This window comes from Citrobacter sp. RHBSTW-00029 (assembly GCF_014104295.1).
Classification (GTDB): Bacteria; Pseudomonadota; Gammaproteobacteria; order Enterobacterales; family Enterobacteriaceae; genus Citrobacter; species Citrobacter youngae.
The window spans coordinates 2,703,922-2,726,709 of the sequence record NZ_JABXRT010000001.1 but is presented as its reverse complement, the minus strand read 5'-3'; the positions used below and the strand labels follow the sequence as shown (position 1 = coordinate 2,726,709).

The following is a 22,788-nucleotide window of genomic DNA, read 5'->3' as shown; positions in this document are numbered from 1 at the left end:
ATTGATTAATAAAGGAATCATTGAAATGCAACTGAACAAAGTGCTGAAAGGGCTGATGATTGCTCTGCCTGTTATGGCTATTGCAGCGTGTTCTTCTAACAAGAACGCCAGCAATGACGGCAGCGAAGGCATGCTGGGTGCCGGCACTGGTATGGATGCAAACGGTAGCGGCAACATGTCCTCCGAAGAGCAAGCGCGTCTGCAGATGCAACAGCTGCAGCAGAACAACATCGTTTATTTCGATCTGGATAAGTACGATATCCGTTCTGACTTCGCTGCAATGCTGGATGCGCACGCTAACTTCCTGCGTAGCAACCCGTCTTACAAAGTCACCGTAGAAGGTCATGCGGACGAACGTGGTACGCCTGAGTACAACATCTCCCTGGGTGAACGTCGTGCTAACGCCGTTAAGATGTACCTGCAGGGTAAAGGCGTTTCTGCTGACCAGATCTCCATCGTTTCTTACGGTAAAGAAAAACCTGCAGTACTGGGTCATGACGAAGCGGCTTACGCCAAAAACCGTCGCGCCGTACTGGTTTACTAAGAGAATTGCATGAGCAGTAACTTCAGACATCACCTGTTGAGTCTGTCGTTACTGGTTGGCATAGCGGCCCCCTGGGCCGCTTTTGCTCAGGCGCCAATCAGTAGTGTCGGCTCTGGCTCGGTCGAAGACCGCGTCACTCAACTCGAGCGTATTTCTAACGCTCACAGTCAGCTTTTAACCCAACTCCAGCAACAACTCTCCGATAATCAGTCCGATATTGATGCCCTGCGTGGTCAAATTCAGGAAAGTCAGTATCAGCTGAATCAGGTTGTTGAACGCCAAAAACAGATATTGCTGCAGATGAATAATCTTGGCAGCGGTAGCGCGCCTGCGGCGCAATCTGCGGCTGGCGATCAGAGTGGGGCGGCAACCCCGGCACCCGATGCGGGTGCTGCAGCTTCGTCAGGCGCACCGGCGCAAACTGGCGATGCGAATACTGATTACAATGCGGCAATCGCCCTGGTGCAGGATAAATCCCGTCAGGATGATGCGATCGTTGCATTTCAGAACTTCATCAAAAAGTACCCGGATTCTACTTACCTGCCCAATGCGAATTACTGGCTCGGTCAGTTGAATTACAACAAGGGTAAAAAAGATGATGCAGCGTTCTATTTTGCATCCGTAGTTAAAAACTTCCCGAAATCACCGAAGGCTGCAGACGCGATGTACAAAGTCGGCGTCATCATGCAGGACAAGGGTGACACAGCAAAAGCGAAAGCGGTTTATCAGCAGGTTATCACTAAATACCCTGGTACTGATGGCGCGAAACAAGCGCAAAAACGCCTTGGCGCGATGTAATGCACACCATGCGACCAGAAATCGTGTTATTTCTGGTCGCGTCGTGTGATTCCTAAGCAGTTGAGTAATTTACATCGAAATTTTTGTTGCGCTAAAATCTGAAATCAGTAATATATGCCGCCGTTGCCAAGGGATATCAAACAAACCAAAAGCAGCGCAAAAGTGGGTCGTTAGCTCAGTTGGTAGAGCAGTTGACTTTTAATCAATTGGTCGCAGGTTCGAATCCTGCACGACCCACCAATCGCTAAGGTGGAACGCGATTGTAAAACGTGAAGGATAACGTTGCGTAAGCAACGGCCCGTAGGGCGAGACGAAGTCGAGTCATCCTGCACGACCCACCACTAACTCAGTTAGTAAGTAGTATCCAGCGTAGTATCGGGTGATTAGCTCAGCTGGGAGAGCACCTCCCTTACAAGGAGGGGGTCGGCGGTTCGATCCCGTCATCACCCACCACTCGGGGCGTTAGCTCAGTTGGTAGAGCAGTTGACTTTTAATCAATTGGTCGCAGGTTCGAATCCTGCACGCCCCACCACTATTTTGGTGGTTCCGAGTAAAAAATTTTCAGGCAACACCCAAATGGGGCGTTAGCTCAGTTGGTAGAGCAGTTGACTTTTAATCAATTGGTCGCAGGTTCGAATCCTGCACGCCCCACCAATATTGTGGTGGGTTCCTGAAAAGAGTAAAGCAGTAAACCCCATATGGGGGCGTTAGCTCAGTTGGTAGAGCAGTTGACTTTTAATCAATTGGTCGCAGGTTCGAATCCTGCACGCCCCACCAGTGTAAAAAGGCGCCCTAAAGGCGCCTTTTTGCTATGCGCAGGATTTTTGATTCGAACCTGCAGCAGGTCCGAGTCGAACGTAGTGAGACAACGGAGCCGTTTACGGCGGCGGCCCGAAGGGCGAGCGAAGCGAGTCATCCTGCACGCCCCACCAGTGTAAAAAAGCGCCCTAAAGGCGCTTTTTTGCTATCTGCGATTTATAAGATTCGAACCTGCTTGCCGGATGTGTTTCGCTTATCAGCCCTACAGACGACACGACTCATGTAGGCCGGATAAGACGTCAGTCGCCATTCGGCATGCATCACACGCAATTCTTGTGACTTTTCTACACCAATCCGCTATCTTGTTTAGCATACAAAACAATTCTAACCGAATATGGCGTGCGTCACGCTTTTAATCGGTTATTTCGTTAAGCCAGTAAAACGAGAAAGCAAGATGAGCGTGATGTTTGATCCAGAAGCAGCAATTTATCCGTTTCCGCCGAAGCCAGCGCTGCTGAGTGCGGATGAAAAGCAATTTTATCGAGAGAAAATTAAACGTCTGCTGAAAGAGCGTGATGCCGTCATGGTCGCGCACTATTACACCGACCCTGAAATTCAGCAGTTGGCCGAAGAGACCGGTGGCTGTATCTCAGATTCGCTGGAGATGGCGCGGTTTGGTGCAAAACATTCTGCCTCTACGCTGCTGGTTGCGGGCGTAAGGTTTATGGGAGAAACCGCCAAAATTCTCAGTCCGGAAAAGACTATCCTGATGCCGACCTTACAGGCGGAATGTTCATTAGATCTGGGCTGTCCGATTGATGCGTTCAGCGCATTTTGCGACGCGCATCCGGACCGCACCGTGGTGGTCTATGCCAATACCTCAGCCGCCGTAAAAGCACGTGCGGATTGGGTTGTCACGTCCAGTATCGCGGTAGAACTTATTGAGCACCTCGATAGTTTAGGTGAAAAAATCATCTGGGCTCCGGACAGACATCTGGGCAACTACGTGCAAAAACAGACCGGCGCAGATGTGCTCTGTTGGCAGGGAGCCTGTATTGTTCACGACGAATTTAAAACCCAGGCTTTATCGCGTATGAAAGCGCTTTACCCTGATGCCGCAATATTGGTGCACCCAGAGTCCCCTCAGTCTATCGTTGATATGGCCGATGCGGTTGGCTCAACCAGCCAGCTCATCACCGCAGCTAAATCGTTACCGCATAAGCAGCTGATTGTGGCGACTGACCGGGGCATTTTTTACAAAATGCAGCAGGCCGTTCCGGATAAAGAATTGCTTGAAGCGCCGACGGCTGGCGAGGGGGCAACCTGTCGCAGCTGTGCGCATTGTCCGTGGATGGCGATGAACGGCCTCAAGGCGATTGCTGAGGGCCTGGAACAAGGCGGAGCGGATCATGAGATACATGTTGATGCTGCGCTGCGAGAAGGGGCGTTGTTGCCGTTAAACCGCATGTTGGAATTTGCGGCTACACTTCGAGCTTAATTAATTTTTTTTGCTCTGGGGGAAAAGATGGACTTTTTTAGCACGCAGAACATTCTGGTACATATTCCGATTGGCGCGGGCGGTTACGATCTGTCGTGGATCGAAGCTGTGGGGACGATCGCCGGGTTGCTGTGTATTGGCCTGGCGAGCCTTGAGAAAATAAGCAATTACTTCTTCGGCCTGATAAACGTCACGCTGTTTGCGATTATCTTCTTTCAGATCCAGCTTTATGCCAGCCTGTTGCTGCAAGTCTTTTTCTTTGCCGCCAACATCTACGGCTGGTACGCCTGGTCCCGGCAAACCAGCCAGCATGAAGCGGAACTTAAAATTCGCTGGCTACCGTTACCAAAAGCGCTGGGCTGGCTGGCGGCCTGCGTGGTAGCGATCGGCCTGATGTCGGTCTATATCGATCCGGTGTTTGCGTTCCTGACTCGCATTGCGGTCAACATAATGCAGGCATTGGGGTTACAGGTTGCTGTGCCTGAACTGCAACCCGATGCGTTCCCGTTCTGGGATTCCTGCATGATGGTGCTATCGATTGTGGCGATGATCCTGATGACGCGCAAATACGTTGAAAACTGGCTGCTGTGGGTAATCATCAACGTAATCAGCGTGGTGATCTTTGCCCTGCAAGGGGTGTATGCCATGTCGCTGGAATACATGATCCTGACGGTTATCGCCCTCAACGGGAGCAGGATGTGGATTAACAGCGCGCGTGAACGAGGTTCCCACGCGCTGTCTCATTAATGGTGATGATGTGAATGGCCGGACACGCCCTGATACAGGTGGCAGTCCGGCCCATTGCATGGCTGATACTCCATCTGGATCGTCGCGTGTTCAATCTGGTAGTGATGGATAAGGAAATGCTGAATACGTTCCAGCAGGGCATCATGATCGTGCGGCGGGATCACCTGCACATGCAGCGTCATGACCGGCTTTTCACCCACCATCCAGACGTGGACATGGTGCACATTGCGAACTTCGGGAATATCCCGGCTGAGATGTCGCTGTAGGGCGGCGATATCCAGCGCATGAGGTGCGCCCTCCAGCAATTCATTGACGCTATCTTTTAACAATCGCCAGGCACTGCGCAGCACCAGTACGGAAACCAGAATAGAGAGAATAGGGTCCGCAGGGGTCCAGCCCGTCCAGATAATAATCAGCGCAGCGATGATCGCCCCGACCGAGCCGAGTAAATCCCCCATTACATGCAACGCTGCGGCGCGGACGTTGAGGTTTTTCTCTTCACTGCCGCGATGTAAAACCCAAAAAGCAAGCACATTGGCCAGTAAACCCGCGACAGCAATAACCATCATCATGCCGCCCGCCACGGGACGAGGTGTCTGGAAGCGCTCAATCGCCTCCCAGACGATTAAAATGGTGATAACGACCAATGCGATGGCATTAACGAATGCAGCCAGCGTCGTGAGCCTCAGCCAGCCGAAAGTGTGGCGTATTGTAGGCGGGCGACGGGAAAACTGGACGGCCAGCAGCGCGAAAAGCAGTGCTGCTGCATCCGTAAGCATATGCCCGGCGTCAGCCAGCAAGGCCAGCGAGCCGGAGAGTATCCCTCCCACCACTTCAACCAGCATGAACCCCGCTGTAATGCAGAAGGCGAACAGCAGTCGACGGGCGTTATTATCCTTTGGCTGGTCAGGGGAAGTATGAGTATGTGAGTGCGCCATTGTGCCATCCCTTTGTTATTCTCACCTTTACTGTATGACATCATACCGTTTTTGGGGGGATAAAATTAAAAAGGAGAGCTTCTATTCTCCCGTTATCAGCCACGTAAATATTGTGCATTGCCTTACAGTACAGTGGGTAAAAATCCACAATGTGCATCGATAGCCAGCACAGAATTTTGAAAATAATAATAAAATCCGCAATTACAGTTGGAATTTGCGGTTTGGATCTCATTATTCGCTACATTCTTGCGTTTTTTTGCGTAATCCCGGGATAACACGGTTCGTACTGTAAAACCCCGTTTACACTTTATGACTGAAGATATAGATTGGAGGGATTGCATTCATTTATATAAGTATGGCAACGCTGGAATAATCATGAATTATCAGAACGACGATTTACGCATCAAAGAGATCAACGAGTTATTACCGCCAGTCGCACTGCTGGAAAAATTCCCCGCTACTGAAAATGCCGCAAACACGGTGGCTCATGCCCGTAAGGCGATTCATAAAATTCTGAAAGGGAGCGACGATCGCCTGTTAGTGGTGATTGGGCCGTGCTCTATTCATGATCCGGCAGCCGCCAAAGAGTACGCCGCTCGCCTGCTGGCGCTGCGCGAAGAGTTAAAAGGCGAGCTTGAAATCGTCATGCGCGTCTATTTTGAAAAGCCGCGTACCACCGTCGGCTGGAAGGGGCTGATCAACGATCCGCACATGGACAACAGCTTCCAGATCAACGATGGGCTGCGCATTGCACGTAAATTGCTACTGGATATCAACGACAGCGGATTGCCGGCTGCGGGTGAATTCCTCGACATGATCACGCCGCAATACCTCGCCGACCTGATGAGTTGGGGCGCGATCGGGGCGCGTACCACTGAGTCCCAGGTACACCGCGAGCTGGCATCGGGTCTGTCTTGCCCGGTTGGTTTTAAAAACGGTACCGATGGCACGATCAAAGTCGCGATTGATGCAATCAACGCCGCAGGAGCGCCACACTGCTTCCTGTCCGTGACCAAATGGGGTCATTCGGCGATCGTGAATACCAGCGGTAATGGCGATTGCCATATTATTCTGCGCGGCGGCAAAGAGCCAAATTACAGCGCCCAGCACGTCGCAGACGTAAAAGAAGGTCTGATTAAAGCAGGACTCTCTGCGCAAGTGATGATCGACTTTAGCCATGCCAATTCCAGCAAGCAGTTCAAAAAGCAGATGGATGTTGCGAAAGACGTTTGTGGACAAGTCGCTGGCGGCGAAAAAGCGATTATTGGCGTGATGATCGAAAGCCATCTGGTCGAGGGTAATCAGAACCCGGATAGCGGTGAGCCGCTGACCTACGGCAAAAGCATTACTGATGCCTGCATTGGTTGGGAAGACACCGATGCAGTGCTGCGCCAGCTGGCGGATGCGGTCAAGGCGCGTCGCGGTTAAAGTTATCTTCCTCCCTTATTAAAACCGGCGAATCAGGCCGGTTTTTTTAATTAATATTAATAAGCTCATTTTATTTTATATGCTCAATATATTTCTAAGGTGAATATAAATATATTCCTAATTTTATCATTCCTGTAATAAATATATTAAATCCGGGGTTATCATATCCCCAGGATTTAATATAAAGGGATGAATATGAATAAAAACTTTAACATCGTCTGGAATACCGCGCGTAATATGTATGTCGTGGCTTCTGAATTTGCACAGGGTGACAGTCAGATAAAAAACCAGGCCAGGGCGGCAGGCATCGCCACGCTGCTGGGGTTACTCTCTGGTCCGGCGATGGCGGATTATACCCCGACTGTTGCGGCCGGTGAGTCCGTTAGTGGAGAGACCCTGAATGCCACAAATGACTATCAGATGGTCTACGGCAGCGCCTTCAATACGACGATAGAAGGCGGATGGCAGTATGTCATGGACGGCGGACTGTCTCAGGATGCGCAGGTAACGGGAGGCACTCTCCAGATTCAGGAGAATGGCACCTCCGTAAATGCCGTGCTGAGCGAAAAAGGCCAACAGGATGTCTATGGTACAGCAGAACACACTACCATCAATTCGGGAGCAAGAAACTATGTGTACGGAACCGCAGTGGATTCCGTCATCAATGCTGGTGGAACGGAACGCGTTTTTGGGTTATCCAGCGGCGCGACCATCAATAACAAGGGTGTGCAGGCAGTCTATGGTATCGTTAAAAACACGACTGTAAATCAGGGGGGGGCGCTGGTACTTAGAACACACGAGGACGGCGGAGAAACAGCCAGTTTCGCCAGCAACACCACCGTCAACAGCGGCGGCTCACTCTGGCTGGAATCAGATTATGCCATCCTTGAAGGTACTACCCTGATTAAAACCGGTGCCACCGTTAATGCCGTAACCGGTGTTATCACCAACAGTGGGATCCTGGATTATGACCTCGACGCGGGAGCCTCCCGTACCGAGAGCAACAGCATTCAGGGCATTGGGTCCCTGCAAAAAACCGGGCAGGGTACGTTGCTGCTTACCGGTAACAACACTTACGCTGGTGACACGCTTGTCGACGAAGGCACCCTCTGGCTCGCTGATTCTGCCGTTATCGGCGTCCCCACAGTATCTGGCTCATCTTCGCAGTTAATGGCCTACCTACCTTCCGGCTCTGTCAGCGTCGCTGCAGGGGCAACCCTCGGTGGTACCGGCGTTATCAATGATGATGTCTCGAATGCTGGCAACATCGCCATCAGTCAGAGCAATGAGACCGGTCACACCCTCACAATTAACGGCAATTACACCGGTAATAATGGCACGCTCTCCCTTAATACACAGCTGGGGGATGATGCCTCCCCGACGGATAAGCTCCTCATTTCCGGCGATACCGCAGGCACGACCACTGTCTTTGTTACTAATACTGGCGGGGACGGAGCCCTCACCACGCAGGGGATCGAGGTGATAGATGTCGGCGGTCAGTCTGACGGCGTCTTCACCCAGGGCAACCAGGTTCAGGTCGGATTGTATGAATACCGCTTGTATCAGGACGGTGGTGACTGGTATTTGCGCTCGCAGACCGTTACCCCGGTTAATCCTGACGATGGTGGCGATGTCACTCCGGTTAATCCGGATGACGGTGGCAATGCCGTCCCTGTGGACCCTCAGTATCGCGCTGATATCGGCGCCTATCTCGGCAACCAGTGGATGGCGCGTAATCTGCAAATGCAGACCCTTTATGACCGCGAAGGCAGCCAGTTACGTACCGATGACGGCAGTATGTGGATGCGCTTTAAAGCAGGTGATGCATCGTCACAGGCTGCAAACGGTCATGTGGATATTGACAACAACTATTCTCAGCTCCAGATTGGCGGCGATATACTGAGCTGGGATGATAGCGTGCAGAGCCTGAAAGCAGGGCTGATGGTGAGCTATATCAACGCCGATACGGACAGCACCGGTAACCGAGGGGCGGATGGGAGCCAGTTCTCTGCCAGTGGTAACGTAGCCGGTTACAATCTTGGGGCTTATGCCACCTGGTTTGCGGATGCGAAGGACCATAGCGGGCTGTATGTGGATAGCTGGTACCAGTACGGCCTCTACAATAACAGCGTAAATAACGGCGACGTGGGTTCAAAGGATTATGATTCGACAGCCAGCGCTGTTTCTCTGGAAACGGGTTATCGGTACGACATCGGACTTGAAAACCTGAACACTGTCAGCCTGACGCCACAGGCTCAGGTGACATGGCAGCAATATAAAGCGGACGCGGTTGTGCAGAATGGAACGCGTATTGACGGACAAAACGGTGACAGCTGGAACACGCGCCTCGGACTGCGGGTAGATGGCAAGCTGCACAAGAATACCACGTCGGTTATCCAGCCGTTTGCGGAGGTGAACTGGTTACACACCAGCGATGATGTTGCCGTTTCGTTTGATGGCGCGCAGGTGAAGCAGGATCTTCCGGCAGATCGCGCCGAGGTGAAAGTAGGTATTCAGGCGAATCTGAATAGCCAGTGGAGCATCACGGGTCAGGTTGCTGGGCAAAAGGGACGTAATGATTATGGCGATCTCAACGGTAGCCTGGACGTCCGTTACAGCTGGTAAAGTGGCATAAAAAACAGAGTAATCAGGCCTACAAGCAAGCTTGTAGGCCTGATGAAATTACTTCGCTTTACCCTGGTTGGCTACCGCTGCAGCTTTTGCTGCGATCTCGTCAGCGTTACCCAGATAGTAATGTTTGATCGGCTTGAAGTTTTCGTCGAACTCATACACCAGCGGGACACCCGTCGGGATGTTCAGTTCCAGGATCTCATCTTCGCCCATGTTATCCAGGTATTTCACCAGCGCACGCAGGGAGTTACCGTGAGCGGCGATAATCACGCGCTCACCGCTTTTCATGCGCGGCAGAATGGTTTCATTCCAGTAAGGGATAACGCGATCGATAGTCAGTGCCAGGCTTTCGGTAACCGGAAGTTCTTTATCGGTCAGTTTGGCATAACGCGGATCGTGACCCGGATAGCGCTCGTCATCTTTAGTCAGTTCCGGTGGGGTGACCGCAAAGCCACGACGCCATTGCTTAACCTGCTCGTCACCGTATTTTTCAGCAGTTTCGGCTTTGTTCAGCCCCTGCAGTGCGCCGTAATGACGTTCGTTTAGTTTCCAGGATTTCTCAACCGGCAGCCAGGCCTGATCCAGTTCGTCCAGGACATTCCACAGGGTGTGGATGGCACGTTTCAGCACAGAGGTATAAGCAAAATCGAAGCTGTAGCCTTCCTCTTTCAGCAGTTTACCTGCCGCTTTTGCTTCGCCCACGCCTTTTTCAGACAGGTCAACATCATACCAACCGGTAAAGCGGTTTTCGTTGTTCCACTGACTTTCACCATGACGTACCAGAACCAGCTTAGTTACAGCCATACACTCACTCCTATAAATCATATTGAATGATAATAATTCTCATTATATTGCCGTAAAGTGTCAGCGGCAATGCTTACGCATAACCATAGCGAAAATAGCGGCACAGTGTAAGGTTCTTGTGAACTCAAGGTTGCGATTTTGTCTTTGAGTGGTGTGGTTTTGAGCGGATCTCGCGTGGGGATAAATGACGAGCCGGGTATCGGCTCGTCACGGTTAACTATCAGGCAGGAATAAACCGGTATTCCGTCACGCTGGCGTATTCTTCGCCCGGTCGCAGGAAGCAGTCTGGCTGCGGCCATTCCGGATGATTTGGGCTGTCAGGCAGAAACTCACTTTCCAGCGCCAGTCCTTGCCAGTCTTCGTAGGCGTCAGGCCCACGGGATGGCGTACCACCGAGGAAGTTACCGGAATAGAACTGCAATGCCGGGGCAGAGGTGTAGACCTCCATTTGCAGTTTTTCATCCTGGGACCAGACCATGGCGACCGGTTTGCGGGCATCGCCTTGCGTCTGTAACAAGAAAGCGTGATCGTAACCTTTCACCTTGCGCTGATCGTCATCGGTCAGAAACTCGCTGTCGATGCGTTTAGGTGCACGGAAATCGAACGAGGTGCCCGCCACGGGTTTCAGTCCGTCATGCGGGATACCCATTTCATCAACCGGCAGGTACGTATCGGCCAGAATCTGCAGCTTGTGCTGGCGGACATCCGTTTTGTCGCCGTCGAGGTTGAAATAAACGTGATTCGTCAGATTCACCGGACAGGGCTTATCCACTGTCGCACGGTAGGTAATCGAAATACGGTTATCATCGGTCAGGCGATATTGCGCGGTGGCGCAGAGGTGACCCGGAAAGCCCTGATCGCCATCGTCAGACGTTAAGGCGAACAGCACCTGACGGTCATTCTGATTGACTATCTGCCAGCGACGTTTGTCGAAACCGTCCGGCCCGCCGTGCAGCTGGTTGTCGCCCTGGCTTGGTATTAATTCAACGGTTTCGCCGGCAAAAGTATAGCGGCTGTTGGCGATACGGTTAGCGTAGCGGCCAATCGAGGCCCCCAAAAATGCGGCCTGTTGTGGGTATTGTTCCGGGCTGGCGCAACCGAGTAATGCTTCGCGCACGCTACCATCGCTGAGCGGAATACGGGCAGACAGCAGCGTCGCGCCCCAGTCCATCAGCGTGACCACCATCCCTGCGTCATTGCGCAGGGTGAGCAGGCGAAACGGCTGACCGTCCGGAGCCTGCACGGGGATTTCGTTTAACATTGTCCGGCTCCTTGTGAGGGTTTGCAGACGTAGAATGTTTCTTTGATACCGGTTTTTGCTTCGTACTGCCCGGCGACAGCCTGCTTCACGGCAGGCACCAAATCTTGTGGGATCAGCGCCACGATGCAGCCGCCGAAGCCGCCACCGGTCATGCGTACACCGCCTTTATCGCCGATGGTCGCTTTGACAATCTCTACCAGCGTATCAATTTGCGGCACGGTAATTTCAAAGTCATCGCGCATTGAAGCGTGAGATTCCGCCATCAATTGGCCCATACGCAGCAGGTCGCCTTTTTCCAGCGCCTGCGCAGCTTCAACGGTACGCGCATTTTCCGTGATCACGTGGCGAACGCATTTGGCGACAATCGGATCCAGCTCGTGGGCGACGGCGTTAAACGTTTCAAGGCTAACATCACGCAGCGCTGGCTGCTGGAAGAAACGCGCGCCGGTTTCACACTGTTCGCGACGGGTGTTGTACTCACTGCCAACCAGCGTACGTTTAAAGTTACTGTTGATGATCACCACCGCCACACCTTCCGGCATGGAAACGGCTTTGGTGCCCAGCGTACGGCAATCGATCAGCAGCGCATGATCTTTCTTGCCCAGCGCGGAGATGAGCTGGTCCATAATGCCGCAGTTACAGCCGACAAACTGGTTTTCCGCTTCCTGGCCGTTCAGGGCGATCTGCGCGCCGTCGAGCGGCAGGTGATAGAGCTGCTGGAACACGGTGCCCACAGCCACTTCCAGCGAGGCGGAAGAGCTTAGACCCGCGCCTTGCGGGACATTACCGCTGATCACCAGATCTGCGCCGCCAAAGGCATTACTGCGTTTTTGTAGATGCTTCACCACGCCACGCACGTAGTTCGACCATTGCTGGCTATCGTGGGCGATAATCGGCGCATCGAGTGAGAACTCATCAATCTGATTGTCGTAATCAGCGGCGATCACGCGAACTTTTCTATCATCGCGCGGCGCACAACTGATGACGGTTTGATAGTCGATGGCGCAGGGCAGAACGAAGCCGTCGTTATAATCGGTGTGTTCGCCTATCAGGTTTACGCGACCCGGAGCCTGAATAGTATGGGTGGCAGGGTAGCCAAACGTTTCTGCAAACAGAGATTGTGTTTTTTCTTTCAGACTCATTATTTAAACTCCGGATTCGCGAAAATGGATGTCGCTGACCGCACGCAGTCGCTCAGCCGCTTGCTCTGCCGTCAGGTCGCGCTGGGTTTCAGCCAGCATTTCGTAACCAACCATAAACTTACGTACGGTCGCGGAACGCAGCAGCGGCGGGTAAAAGTGTGCGTGCAACTGCCAGTGACCATTCTCTTCGCCGTTAAACGGCGCGCCGTGCCAGCCCATAGAGTAGGGGAAAGAGCACTGGAACAGGTTGTCATAACGACTGGTCAGTTTTTTCAACGCCAGCGCCAGGTCAGCACGCTGTTCGTCGGTCAAATCAGTAATACGCAGGACATGCGCTTTCGGCAGCAGCAGCGTTTCGAACGGCCATGCAGCCCAGTAAGGGACAACCGCCAGCCAGTGCTCGGTTTCTACGACCGTACGGCTGCCGTCCGCCAGTTCTCGCTGGACGTAATCAACGAGCATTGGCGTGCCCTGTTCAGTGAAGTACGCTTTCTGTAAGCGATCTTCACGTTCGGCTTCGTTGGGCAGGAAACTGTTGGCCCAAATTTGTCCGTGGGGGTGCGGGTTCGAGCAGCCCATCGCCGCGCCTTTATTTTCAAATACCTGCACCCAGGGATAGGTTTTGCCTAACTCTGCGGTTTGTTCCTGCCATGTCTGTACAATTTCTGTCAGTGCAGGGACGCTGAGCTCTGGCAGCGTTTTACTGTGATCGGGCGAGAAGCAGATCACGCGGCTGGTACCGCGTGCGCTCTGGCAACGCATCAACGGATCGTGACTGTCCGGCGCGTCCGGGGTATCAGACATCAGCGCGGCAAAGTCATTAGTGAAGACATAGGTCCCGGTGTAATCCGGGTTTTTGTCACCGGTAACGCGCGTATTGCCCGCGCACAGGAAGCAGTCCGGATCATGCGCGGGCAGTACCTGCTTAGACGGAGTTTCCTGCGCCCCCTGCCAGGGGCGTTTGGCGCGATGCGGTGAAACGAGGATCCACTGCCCGGTGAGCGGGTTAAAACGGCGATGTGGATGATCGACAGGATTGAATTGCGTCATGATTGGTCCTTAATCCGAATATCCCTGTGGATGGCGTGATTGCCAGTGCCAGGTATCTTGCGCCATTTCATCCAGTGTACGCGTCACGCGCCAGTTAAGTTCGCGGTCTGCTTTGCTGGCATCGGCCCAGTAGGCAGGCAGATCGCCGTCGCGGCGCGGAGCAAAATGGTAGTTCACTGGCTTACCGCAGGCTTTGCTGAAGGCGTTGACCACATCCAGTACACTACTACCAACGCCAGCGCCAAGGTTGTAAATATGCACACCCTGTTTGCCCGCCAGTTTTTCCATTGCGACAACGTGACCGTCGGCAAGATCCATCACGTGGATGTAATCGCGAACGCCGGTACCGTCTTCGGTCGGGTAGTCATTACCAAATATGGCCAGAGACTCACGGCGGCCCACGGCAACCTGCGCGATGTAAGGCATCAGATTGTTAGGAATACCTTGCGGGTCTTCGCCCATGTCTCCTGACGGATGTGCGCCAACCGGATTGAAATAGCGTAACAACGCGATGCTCCACTCAGGTTGTGCTTTTTGCAGATCGGTCAGGATCTGTTCCACCATCAGCTTACTTTTGCCGTACGGACTTTGTGGTGTACCGGTCGGGAAGCTTTCAACGTAAGGAATTTGCGGCTGATCGCCATAGACTGTGGCGGAGGAGCTGAATATGAAGTTTTTCACGTTGGCGGCGCGCATCGCATTGACCAGACGCAGAGTGCCGTTGACGTTGTTGTCATAGTACTCCAGCGGTTTAGCAACGGATTCGCCGACGGCCTTCAGACCGGCAAAGTGGATGACCGTATCGATGGCATGATCGTGGAGGATTTCGGTGATCAGCGCTTCGTTACGGATATCACCTTCGACGAATGTCGGATGTTTTCCACCTAAACGCTCAATAACGGGCAGTACGCTGCGCTTACTGTTGCAGAGGTTATCAAGGATCACGACGTCGTGGCCATTCTTAAGCAACTGCACACAAGTGTGGCTTCCAATGTAACCGCTACCACCTGTAACCAATACTCTCATAATTCGCTCCGTTATGCCTATATCATGTAATGAAGATAGCATAACAAAGTTGTGAAAAGTGTGACATGGAATAAATTAGTGGAATCGTTTACACACTAACATTTTCACATATTGGTAGTGGTTATTTTATTTTAAATCATTACGTTAGGTTGTTATCTCAGCGTTTGTCTGAAAAAAAAGCAGAAAAAAGGGCGTGTTCAAACGCCCAGGCATGAAAATTAACGCAGTGATGTTTGTTGATAGGCGTAGATATCGCCTTCGGGCACAAACTCCAGTCGGTGAGTAATGCAGGCGGGTGCATCTTCGGCGTGATGAGAGACGAACAACAGCTGAGTTTCGCCTTGAACGATCAGCACATCCACAAAACGGCGAATCAACTGGCGGTTTAGCGGGTCCAGGCCTTGCAAGGGTTCATCAAGGATCAATAGCGTAGGGTGTTTAACCAGCGCGCGCACAATCAGCGCCAGCCGCTGTTGTCCCCAGGAAAGGCTGTGGAAAGGGGCGTCTGCAGTGCGTTTATCCATTCCCAGAATATCCAGCCACTGTTGTACCAGCTTGTGTTGTCTGTCTGATACGGCCTGATAAATACCGATGGAATCGAAGTAGCCTGAGAGAATGACGTTACGCACCGTAGTGCTTACCCGGTAATCCAGATGCAGGCTGCTGCTGACGTAACCGATGTGTTTTTTGATATCCCAGATAGTTTCACCGCTACCCCGACGACGGCCAAACAGCGTCAAATCATTACTATAGCCCTGCGGATGATCGCCGGTGATTAAACTGAGCAGCGTTGATTTTCCCGCACCGTTTGGACCGACAATCTGCCAGTGTTCCCCTGGGTTTACCCGCCAGCTCAGATGATGAAGAATCGGGCGATCATTGTAGGAAACGACCCCGTCGTTGAGCATAATCCGCGGTTCGTTCTCAGACAATGTGCGACGTACGGAAGGCTCATCCGGTTCGGGCAGGGTAATACCATCAAGTCGTTCACTATGGGCAAGTTGGGCGATTAACGCTTGTTGCAGAAGACCCGTTTTTTCACCAGTTTCTGTCAATGTGCAATCGGCGAGTACGCCAGCAAATTGCACAAAATTGGGGATCTCATCAAAGCGGTTTAACACCAGCACTAACGTAAAACCGGCCTGATGCAACGCTGCGAGCAGCTCTGCCAACTGGCAACGTGAAGCCACATCCAGTCCGTCAAACGGTTCATCAAGGATCAGCAAATCGGGTTCAGACATCAGTGCCTGACAGAGCAGAGTTTTCCGCGTTTCGCCGGTGGAAAGGTATTTGAAACGTCTGCTGAGCAGTGAGGTAATACCAAACTGCTGTGCCAGGGCGGCACAGCGAGCAGGATCGCTGACCTCATCCTGAATAATTTCCGCAGTAGTACGCCCGGTATCGTCTTCGCCTGGGCTCAGAAGATCGGTGTTGTTACGCTGCCATTCGTCGCTGACCAGCTTTTGTAGTTGCTCAAAGGAGAGACGGGTTATACGCGTGAACTGGCTGTGGCGTTCGCCTTTTAGTAACGGTAATTCTCCGGCGAGCGCACGCGCCAGTGCGGATTTTCCGCTGCCGTTAGACCCCACAAACGCCCAGCTATCACCCGCGTTTAACGTCAACGAATTCAACTGAAGCGTTTTGGTATCACTCAGACGAAACGTGCCTTGCGAAATTTGCAACGATGACATTTTGTATCCCATTATCTGCAGCGATTAATAACAGGGATACGTGTTCTTCAGGCCGATGTCAATCACTCAGCACAGCGTTGCGATAATCACTCTGTCTGCGTTGAAATAGGCCGTGACATTCGCGCCTTCGTGCAGCGTCGCGGTATTTTCTGTCGGAATGGTCGCACACAGCGTCTGACCGTCTGGTAGCGTCATCAATACCTCGCACTGTTCCGAGCCGCGTTCGATATGGCTGATCGTGCCCTGCAGCTGGTTATCGGCGGCCTGAGCGATAGCGTCATCCTGGGTAATTCCGACCCACGGCGCTTTCAACAGGATCAAGACTTCTTTGCCTTCATCAAGCCCCAGACGTTCACCGCTCTGCGCGGTAATCGCGACTTTCAGCCGGGTTGCGCCATCAGCCAGCAGGACGTCAACATGCTGCTGAACCTGGTCGTGGTCGCGCGCGGTTATTGTGCCAAACCACTGGTTACGAGCGCTGGTTTGCAGTGAAAAACGAGAGATGGCCGCCAGCAGACTATTAAGTGGAACCGCATCGTCATCGCTGAGGACATCGAAGGCTTTTTGCTGAATTTGCGCCAGCAGGTCGTACAACTGAATCAGGCGCTGGCCGTAGCGGGTTAACACTGCACCGCCGCCGCCTTTGCCTCCGGTGGCGCGCTCTACCAGTGTCTGCTCACTAAGCTGGTTCATTTCGTTAATCGCGTCCCAGGCGCTTTTATAACTGATACCTGCATCCTTCGCGCCCTGACTGATGGAGCCGGAAAGCGCAATGTGCTTAAGCAGAGAAATGCGGCGGGGATCGGCAAACAGTTTTTGCTGAAGTTTCAGTGTAAGTAGGATTTCGGCCTGCATAACAAGCTCCTGGCAAAAAAGGGTATTGTGACGGAAAACCGCGCCTGAGCAAAGCCGACCGCACAAAAGTGGAGTGCTTTTCTGTGTTATGTGGTTAGAATACAGCTAAGGACTATATCTGGAGTTGACCATGTTAGAGTTATTGAAAAGTCTGGTATTCGCCGTAATCATGGTACCTGTGGTAATGGCCATCATTCTGGGACTGATTTACGGACTGGGTGAAGTGTTCAACATTTTTTCCGGTATCGGTCAGAAAGACCAATCCAGACAGAACCATTGATTCCCCGAACGCCCGCTTAGCCGGGCGTTTTTTATTGCTCATTATCCAACTGCGTTAGTTCCTCAAGATCCTGCTTTCCCTGCCGATATTTTCTTTGTGTAACCTCTAATTGGTAGTAATAACCGCTGGGAAAATCCTGATTTACTCGTTATATTTGCGCCTACATAACGAAACTCAAAGGAGTTACAGATGGCACGTACATGGTTACGCTTGTTTGCAGGGGCAACACTTTCTCTTTCTGTTGCCGGACATGCACTGGCGGATGAAGGTAAAATCACAGTGTTTGCAGCGGCGTCGTTAACGAACGCGATGCAGGATATTGCCGCAGAATATAAAAAAGAGAAGAACGTTGATGTCGTTTCTTCTTTTGCTTCTTCTTCCACGCTGGCGCGCCAGATTGAAGCAGGCGCACCGGCCGATCTGTTTATTTCTGCCGATCAAAAGTGGATGGATTACGCGGTAGACAAAAAGTCTATCGATACCGCAACGCGCAAAACGCTGCTCGGTAACAGCCTGGTCGTTGTCGCGCCGAAAGCCAGTGCACAGAAAGACTTCACTATCGACAGCAAAACCAACTGGACCAGTTTGTTGAACGGTGGACGTCTGGCCGTTGGCGATCCGGAGCATGTTCCGGCGGGCATTTATGCCAAAGAGGCGCTGCAAAAACTGGGAGCATGGGATACCCTGGCACCGAAACTGGCTCCGGCTGAAGATGTTCGTGGCGCATTGGCGCTGGTTGAACGCAACGAAGCCCCGCTGGGCATTGTCTATGGTTCTGATGCCGTCGCCAGCAAAGGCGTAAAAGTTGTGGCGACCTTCCCGGAAGACTCACATAAAAAAGTGGAATACCCTATCGCGGTTGTTGATGGCCACTCCAACGCAACGGTCAGCGCGTTCTATGATTACCTGAAAGGACCGCAGGCTTCTGAAATCTTCAAACGTTATGGATTTACGACCAAGTAATGATACTGACCGATCCTGAATGGCAGGCCGTCTTACTGAGCCTGAAAGTTTCTTCCCTGGCCGTGTTGTTTAGCCTGCCGTTTGGGATCTTCTTTGCCTGGCTACTGGTACGCTGTAAGTTCCCGGGCAAAGCGTTGCTCGACAGCGTACTGCACTTGCCGCTGGTACTGCCACCGGTTGTGGTGGGGTACCTGTTGCTGGTGGCTATGGGGCGGCGCGGATTCATTGGCGAATGGCTGTATGACTGGTTTGGCATCACCTTTGCCTTTAGCTGGCGCGGTGCGGTACTGGCCGCGGCGGTGATGTCTTTTCCTCTTATGGTGCGGGCTATTCGTCTGGCGCTGGAAGGTGTTGACGTCAAGCTGGAGCAGGCGGCCCGCACGCTGGGAGCCGGGCGTTGGCGCGTATTCATGACCATTACCTTACCGCTGATGCTGCCCGGTATTATTGTCGGTACGGTGCTGGCGTTCGCGCGTTCACTCGGGGAATTCGGCGCAACCATTACTTTTGTTTCTAATATCCCAGGCGAAACGCGCACCATTCCTTCGGCGATGTACACCCTCATCCAGACGCCTGGTGGCGAAAGCGCGGCGGCAAGGTTATGCATTATTTCTATCGTGCTGGCGCTGATTTCGCTGCTCATTTCTGAGTGGCTGGCGCGAATTAGCCGTGAGCGGACGGGGCGATAATCATGCTGGAACTTAATTTCTCCCAGACGCTGGGAACCCACTGCCTGACGCTCAACGAAACGCTGCCAGCCAGCGGTATTACCGCTATTTTTGGTGTCTCTGGCGCGGGCAAAACGTCGCTGATTAATGCTATCAGTGGTCTGACCCAACCACAGTCCGGGCGCATTGTGCTCAACGGTCGGGTACTGAATGACGTTGAAAACGGTATCTGCCTGACGCCTGAAAAACGCCGGGTGGGCTATGTTTTTCAGGATGCGCGTCTGTTCCCGCATTATAAAGTACGCGGCAATCTGCGTTACGGTATGGCGAAAAGCATGGCCGGACAGTTTGATAAGCTGGTGGCGCTGTTGGGTATTGAGCCTTTGCTCGACCGTCTACCCGGCGGCCTTTCTGGTGGTGAAAAACAACGTGTCGCCATCGGTCGGGCGCTGCTTACTGCACCGGAATTGCTGTTGCTTGATGAGCCGCTCGCCTCGCTGGACATTCCGCGTAAGCGCGAACTGCTGCCTTACCTGCAACGCCTGGCGCGTGAAATTAATATTCCGATGCTGTATGTCAGTCACTCGCTCGATGAAATTTTGCACCTGGCGGACAAAGTGATGGTGCTGGAAAACGGGCAGGTGAAAGCGTTTGGTTCGCTGGAGGACGTCTGGGGCAGCAGCGTGATGCACCCCTGGCTGCCGAAGGAACAGCAAAGCAGCATTCTGAAAGTCAGCGTACTGGAACATCATCCACACTATGCGATGACCGCGCTGGCGCTCGGCGATCAGCATCTGTGGGTCAATAAGCTGGATCAACCACTGCAAACCGCGCTGCGTATTCGTATTCAGGCATCAGATGTTTCACTGGTGCTCCAACCGCCGCAGCAGACCAGTATTCGTAACGTGCTGCGGGCGAAAGTCGCGCAGTGCTATGACGATAACGGTCAGGTGGAAGTACAGCTTGAGGTCGGCGGGAAAACGCTGTGGGCGAGAATTAGCCCATGGGCCAGGGATGAACTGGGTATCAAGCCTGGCCTGTGGCTGTATGCGCAAATTAAGAGCGTGTCGATTACTGCCTGATTACAACAGGTGGGAATAGATAAATTTCGCGATGCTGTCGGTGGTGTTGTCACCAATCACGATGTTGGCGCGGGCTTTGACTGCATCATCGGCATTGCCCATCGCCACGCCGGTACCTGCGGCTTCCAGCATACTGATATCGTTGAAGTTATCGCCAAAAGCGATCACGTTTTCCATTGATCCGCCCTGGGCTTCAATCCACTGGGCAAGGCGTCGTCCTTTGCTGTTGCCTTTACGGGCCACGTCAACCTGATCGTGCCAGGACCACTCACACTCCAGCCCCAGTTGCTGTTCAACATGTTTACCAAACTGCTGCAGCTTTGGAATATCTTCGTCAGTCAGGGCAAATTTCCACACGGCGTTGACGTCATGCGCCGCCTGCGCCAGTGAAGGTACCTGGGTGAAGGTCGGGCGCTGTTCCGGCGGCAGGGTTTGCGCCCAGTTAGCGGTACGCACCACATGCCCGGTTGGGCGCTCATACAGCATGGCTTCATCCACATACATCAGCCCGTGGATCTGATGTTCATTCAGCATATCGATCAGTTGCAACGCCTGGTTAACCAGGAGGGGATCGGATTCCAGCACCTTTTTCGCCTGATAATCATACAAGTAGGTACCGTTGCAGCAAATTGCAGGTGTATCCAGCGCCAGTGCCTGATAAAAAGGATGAATAGCAACGTGATGGCGACCCGTGACAATGATAAGTTGGTAGCCTGCTTCTCTGGCGCGCGAGAGCGCTTCGAGAGAGGAGGGCAGCAAGGTTTTCTTCGGGGTCAACAGGGTACCGTCTAAATCCAGGGCAATCACGCGTGCGGTCATAGGTTTTTCCAGATTAAGGTTGAGAATTTTGTCTGCTGGAATGGTACACCGAGACGGGAGCCGGACAAAATTCTGAGCCTTAATTAAGCATTCACCGTTAAAAGCGTCTACCTTAGGCGTGTGTCAGGCAATTGCAGCCACCTGCCAAAAGCAAAGGAGTTTTCATGAAGCAAACCGTTTATACCGCCAGCCCTGAGAGTCAGCAAATTCACGTCTGGAGCCTGAATCACGAGGGGTCTCTGACGCTGACGCAGGTGGTTGATGTGCCGGGTCAGGTACAGCCGATGGTCGTCAGCCCGGATAAGCGCTACCTCTATGTTGGCGTGCGCCCGGAGTTTCGCGTGCTGGCTTACCGTATTGCGCCTGATGACGGTGCGCTGACCTTCGCGGCAGAGTCTGCGCTGCCGGGGAGCCCAACGCATATTTCTACCGATCATCAGGGGCGTTTTGTGTTTGTTGGCTCTTATAACGCGGGCAGCGTGAGCGTTACCCGTCTGGATGATGGTCTGCCGGTAGAGCTGGTTGACGTGGTTGACGGTCTGGACGGCTGCCACTCGGCCAACATCTCACCAGATAACCGTACCCTATGGGTTCCGGCGTTGAAACAGGATCGTATCTGCCTGTTCACCGTCAGCGATGATGGTCATCTGGTCGCGCAGGAGCCGGCGGAAGTGACTACCGTTGAAGGCGCAGGCCCGCGCCATATGGCATTCCATCCGAATCAGCAATATGCCTACTGCGTGAATGAGTTGAACAGCTCCGTTGACGTCTGGGAACTGAAAGATCCGTATGGCAAAATTGAGTGTGTGCAGACGCTGGATATGATGCCTGCTGATTTCTCTGATACCCGCTGGGCGGCAGATATCCATATTACGCCAGATGGTCGTCATCTGTATGCCTGTGACCGTACCGCCAGTCTGATTACGGTGTTTAGCGTCTCAGAAGATGGGAGCGTGCTGACGAAAGAAGGCTTCCAGCCGACCGAAACCCAGCCGCGCGGTTTTAATATCGACCACAGTGGGAAATACCTGATCGCCGCCGGGCAAAAATCGCACCATATCGCGGTGTATGAGATTGCAGGCGAACAAGGCCTGTTGACGGAGAAAGGTCGCTACGCGGTAGGGCAAGGTCCGATGTGGGTGGTGATTAACGCGTACTAACAATAGCGACGCCCGTTAGCGGGCGTCGCTATCTGTAAGATTGATTGCGAATGCTTTTGCTGTTTCTGTCTGTTTGATCCCCTTCTATAGTCAGTTGTACTCGCGTTTTTGTTGACGATTTAGGTTTCTTCCTTTTTTCTGCATTAAACATCACTGAATTTTTGCGTAAAAAACTTTTCCGGAAAATGGAGCGTTTTTTGAAATTTTCCATTCAAAACATATGAGATTCTACAGAATGAAAAGAATAGATGATGCATATATGTTTGCTTCCATTTATTCAAAATAGTGATAGTTAAATGGATTATATTCTGGAGGAATAATATGAGTACAACTGATGTATTGAATACCGGAAGCCAATGGAGCACTGTACCTGAAGTACAAAACTCAATTCCGAAACGATTATACAGAAACAACACGGTAGACAACTTTAGGGATAAAATTAAATCTGTATCTAATCCATCAGACCAAAAACTTTCCAGAGCTGAAACATGTCACGCCGTTCGACGTATCACTGATTGTCGACCGAAAAGTGATACGACGGTCACTATTGACGTGCCTCTAAAAGCGCAGGTTAGTGTCATGGGGACCTTGACCCTTAACTCTGGCAGCGGTGATGGCAAGGGGACCCTTAACTTACATGTGCC

At 52.5% G+C, this 22,788-nt stretch carries 20 protein-coding genes, 5 tRNA genes and 1 other RNA gene; 17 read left to right on the top strand and 9 right to left on the bottom strand.

Going from position 1 to position 22,788, the window contains the following annotated elements; translation table 11 throughout:
- Nucleotides 1–25: 25 nt before the first annotated feature.
- The 10 genes from pal to pnuC all read left to right on the top strand — a co-directional run bounded on the left by pal (nt 26) and on the right by pnuC (nt 4,346).
- Nucleotides 26–544: a peptidoglycan-associated lipoprotein Pal gene (gene pal / locus HV041_RS13460; RefSeq protein ID WP_003022983.1), complete on the top strand. Its 519-nt coding sequence runs from the start codon at nt 26–28 to the stop codon at nt 542–544.
- A gap of 9 nt (nt 545–553) precedes the next feature.
- Nucleotides 554–1,342, top strand: coding sequence for a cell division protein CpoB (gene cpoB / locus HV041_RS13455; RefSeq protein WP_048212240.1), 789 nt, complete (start codon nt 554–556; stop codon nt 1,340–1,342).
- Between the two features lie 164 nt (nt 1,343–1,506).
- Nucleotides 1,507–1,582: transfer RNA gene (locus tag HV041_RS13450), tRNA-Lys, on the top strand.
- A gap of 137 nt (nt 1,583–1,719) precedes the next feature.
- Nucleotides 1,720–1,795: transfer RNA gene (locus HV041_RS13445), tRNA-Val, on the top strand.
- A gap of 3 nt (nt 1,796–1,798) precedes the next feature.
- Nucleotides 1,799–1,874 (top strand) — tRNA-Lys (locus tag HV041_RS13440).
- 46 nt (nt 1,875–1,920) lie between these two features.
- A tRNA-Lys gene (locus HV041_RS13435) sits at nt 1,921–1,996 on the top strand.
- 47 nt (nt 1,997–2,043) lie between these two features.
- A tRNA-Lys gene (locus HV041_RS13430) sits at nt 2,044–2,119 on the top strand.
- A 22-nt stretch (nt 2,120–2,141) separates the two neighbouring features.
- A non-coding RNA gene (locus HV041_RS13425) (RtT sRNA) lies at nt 2,142–2,274 on the top strand.
- A gap of 281 nt (nt 2,275–2,555) precedes the next feature.
- Complete coding sequence (nadA, locus tag HV041_RS13420) at nt 2,556–3,599, top strand: quinolinate synthase NadA (RefSeq protein WP_121584375.1); 1,044 nt, start codon at nt 2,556–2,558, stop codon at nt 3,597–3,599.
- A gap of 27 nt (nt 3,600–3,626) precedes the next feature.
- Entirely contained in the window at nt 3,627–4,346 is a 720-nt protein-coding gene (gene pnuC, locus HV041_RS13415; RefSeq protein WP_061067547.1) for a nicotinamide riboside transporter PnuC, read from the top strand.
- Here the strand turns inward: pnuC and zitB are convergent.
- Nucleotides 4,343–5,284 (bottom strand): CDF family zinc transporter ZitB, encoded by a 942-nt coding sequence (gene zitB / locus HV041_RS13410; RefSeq protein WP_086523626.1) that lies wholly within the window; start codon nt 5,282–5,284, stop codon nt 4,343–4,345. The genes pnuC and zitB overlap by 4 nt on opposite strands.
- A gap of 375 nt (nt 5,285–5,659) precedes the next feature.
- Here zitB and aroG point away from each other — a divergent pair, with 375 nt between their 5' ends.
- Nucleotides 5,660–6,712, top strand: coding sequence for a 3-deoxy-7-phosphoheptulonate synthase AroG (gene aroG, locus HV041_RS13405; protein ID WP_003831449.1), 1,053 nt, complete (start codon nt 5,660–5,662; stop codon nt 6,710–6,712).
- 195 nt (nt 6,713–6,907) lie between these two features.
- On the top strand, nt 6,908–9,337 hold the full coding sequence (locus HV041_RS13400) for an autotransporter outer membrane beta-barrel domain-containing protein (protein WP_121584376.1): 2,430 nt from the start codon (nt 6,908–6,910) through the stop codon (nt 9,335–9,337).
- A 57-nt stretch (nt 9,338–9,394) separates the two neighbouring features.
- On the opposite strand, the gene gpmA is transcribed toward HV041_RS13400, so the two are convergent.
- From gpmA to modE, 7 genes are all read right to left on the bottom strand, one after another.
- Entirely contained in the window at nt 9,395–10,147 is a 753-nt protein-coding gene (gene gpmA / locus HV041_RS13395; protein WP_003022999.1) for a 2,3-diphosphoglycerate-dependent phosphoglycerate mutase, read from the bottom strand.
- A 220-nt stretch (nt 10,148–10,367) separates the two neighbouring features.
- Nucleotides 10,368–11,408 (bottom strand): galactose-1-epimerase, encoded by a 1,041-nt coding sequence (galM, locus tag HV041_RS13390; RefSeq protein ID WP_048212233.1) that lies wholly within the window; start codon nt 11,406–11,408, stop codon nt 10,368–10,370.
- Nucleotides 11,402–12,550, bottom strand: a complete 1,149-nt coding sequence (gene galK, locus HV041_RS13385) for a galactokinase (RefSeq protein ID WP_121584378.1) — start codon at nt 12,548–12,550, stop codon at nt 11,402–11,404. Before galK ends, galM begins: the two co-directional genes overlap by 7 nt.
- 3 nt (nt 12,551–12,553) lie before the next feature.
- Nucleotides 12,554–13,600, bottom strand: coding sequence for a galactose-1-phosphate uridylyltransferase (galT, locus tag HV041_RS13380; RefSeq protein ID WP_048212231.1), 1,047 nt, complete (start codon nt 13,598–13,600; stop codon nt 12,554–12,556).
- A 9-nt stretch (nt 13,601–13,609) separates the two neighbouring features.
- Nucleotides 13,610–14,626, bottom strand: coding sequence for a UDP-glucose 4-epimerase GalE (galE, locus tag HV041_RS13375; RefSeq protein ID WP_040232497.1), 1,017 nt, complete (start codon nt 14,624–14,626; stop codon nt 13,610–13,612).
- Nucleotides 14,627–14,844: 218 nt separating this feature from the next.
- Nucleotides 14,845–16,317, bottom strand: a complete 1,473-nt coding sequence (gene modF, locus HV041_RS13370; RefSeq protein WP_182294231.1) for a molybdate ABC transporter ATP-binding protein ModF — start codon at nt 16,315–16,317, stop codon at nt 14,845–14,847.
- A gap of 66 nt (nt 16,318–16,383) precedes the next feature.
- On the bottom strand, nt 16,384–17,172 hold the full coding sequence (gene modE, locus HV041_RS13365) for a molybdenum-dependent transcriptional regulator (protein WP_061067553.1): 789 nt from the start codon (nt 17,170–17,172) through the stop codon (nt 16,384–16,386).
- A gap of 130 nt (nt 17,173–17,302) precedes the next feature.
- On the opposite strand from modE, the gene HV041_RS13360 reads away from it, so the two are divergent.
- The 4 genes from HV041_RS13360 (at nt 17,303) to modC (ending at nt 20,165) form a co-directional block, all read left to right on the top strand.
- Nucleotides 17,303–17,452, top strand: a complete 150-nt coding sequence (locus tag HV041_RS13360) for an AcrZ family multidrug efflux pump-associated protein (protein ID WP_003023026.1) — start codon at nt 17,303–17,305, stop codon at nt 17,450–17,452.
- Between the two features lie 189 nt (nt 17,453–17,641).
- A complete protein-coding gene (gene modA / locus HV041_RS13355; protein WP_048212228.1) occupies nt 17,642–18,415 on the top strand; it encodes a molybdate ABC transporter substrate-binding protein in 774 nt (257 codons plus the stop codon).
- Nucleotides 18,415–19,104, top strand: coding sequence for a molybdate ABC transporter permease subunit (modB, locus tag HV041_RS13350; protein ID WP_005125418.1), 690 nt, complete (start codon nt 18,415–18,417; stop codon nt 19,102–19,104). The genes modA and modB overlap by 1 nt, the downstream gene beginning before the upstream one ends.
- Nucleotides 19,105–19,106: 2 nt before the next feature.
- Complete coding sequence (gene modC, locus HV041_RS13345; protein WP_040232493.1) at nt 19,107–20,165, top strand: molybdenum ABC transporter ATP-binding protein ModC; 1,059 nt, start codon at nt 19,107–19,109, stop codon at nt 20,163–20,165.
- Here the strand turns inward: modC and HV041_RS13340 are convergent, their stop codons facing one another.
- A complete protein-coding gene (locus tag HV041_RS13340) occupies nt 20,166–20,984 on the bottom strand; it encodes a pyridoxal phosphatase (RefSeq protein WP_121584380.1) in 819 nt (272 codons plus the stop codon).
- Nucleotides 20,985–21,148: 164 nt separating this feature from the next.
- Between HV041_RS13340 and pgl the strand changes: the two genes are divergently transcribed.
- Nucleotides 21,149–22,144, top strand: a complete 996-nt coding sequence (gene pgl, locus HV041_RS13335; RefSeq protein WP_115643689.1) for a 6-phosphogluconolactonase — start codon at nt 21,149–21,151, stop codon at nt 22,142–22,144.
- Nucleotides 22,145–22,788 lie beyond the last annotated feature (644 nt).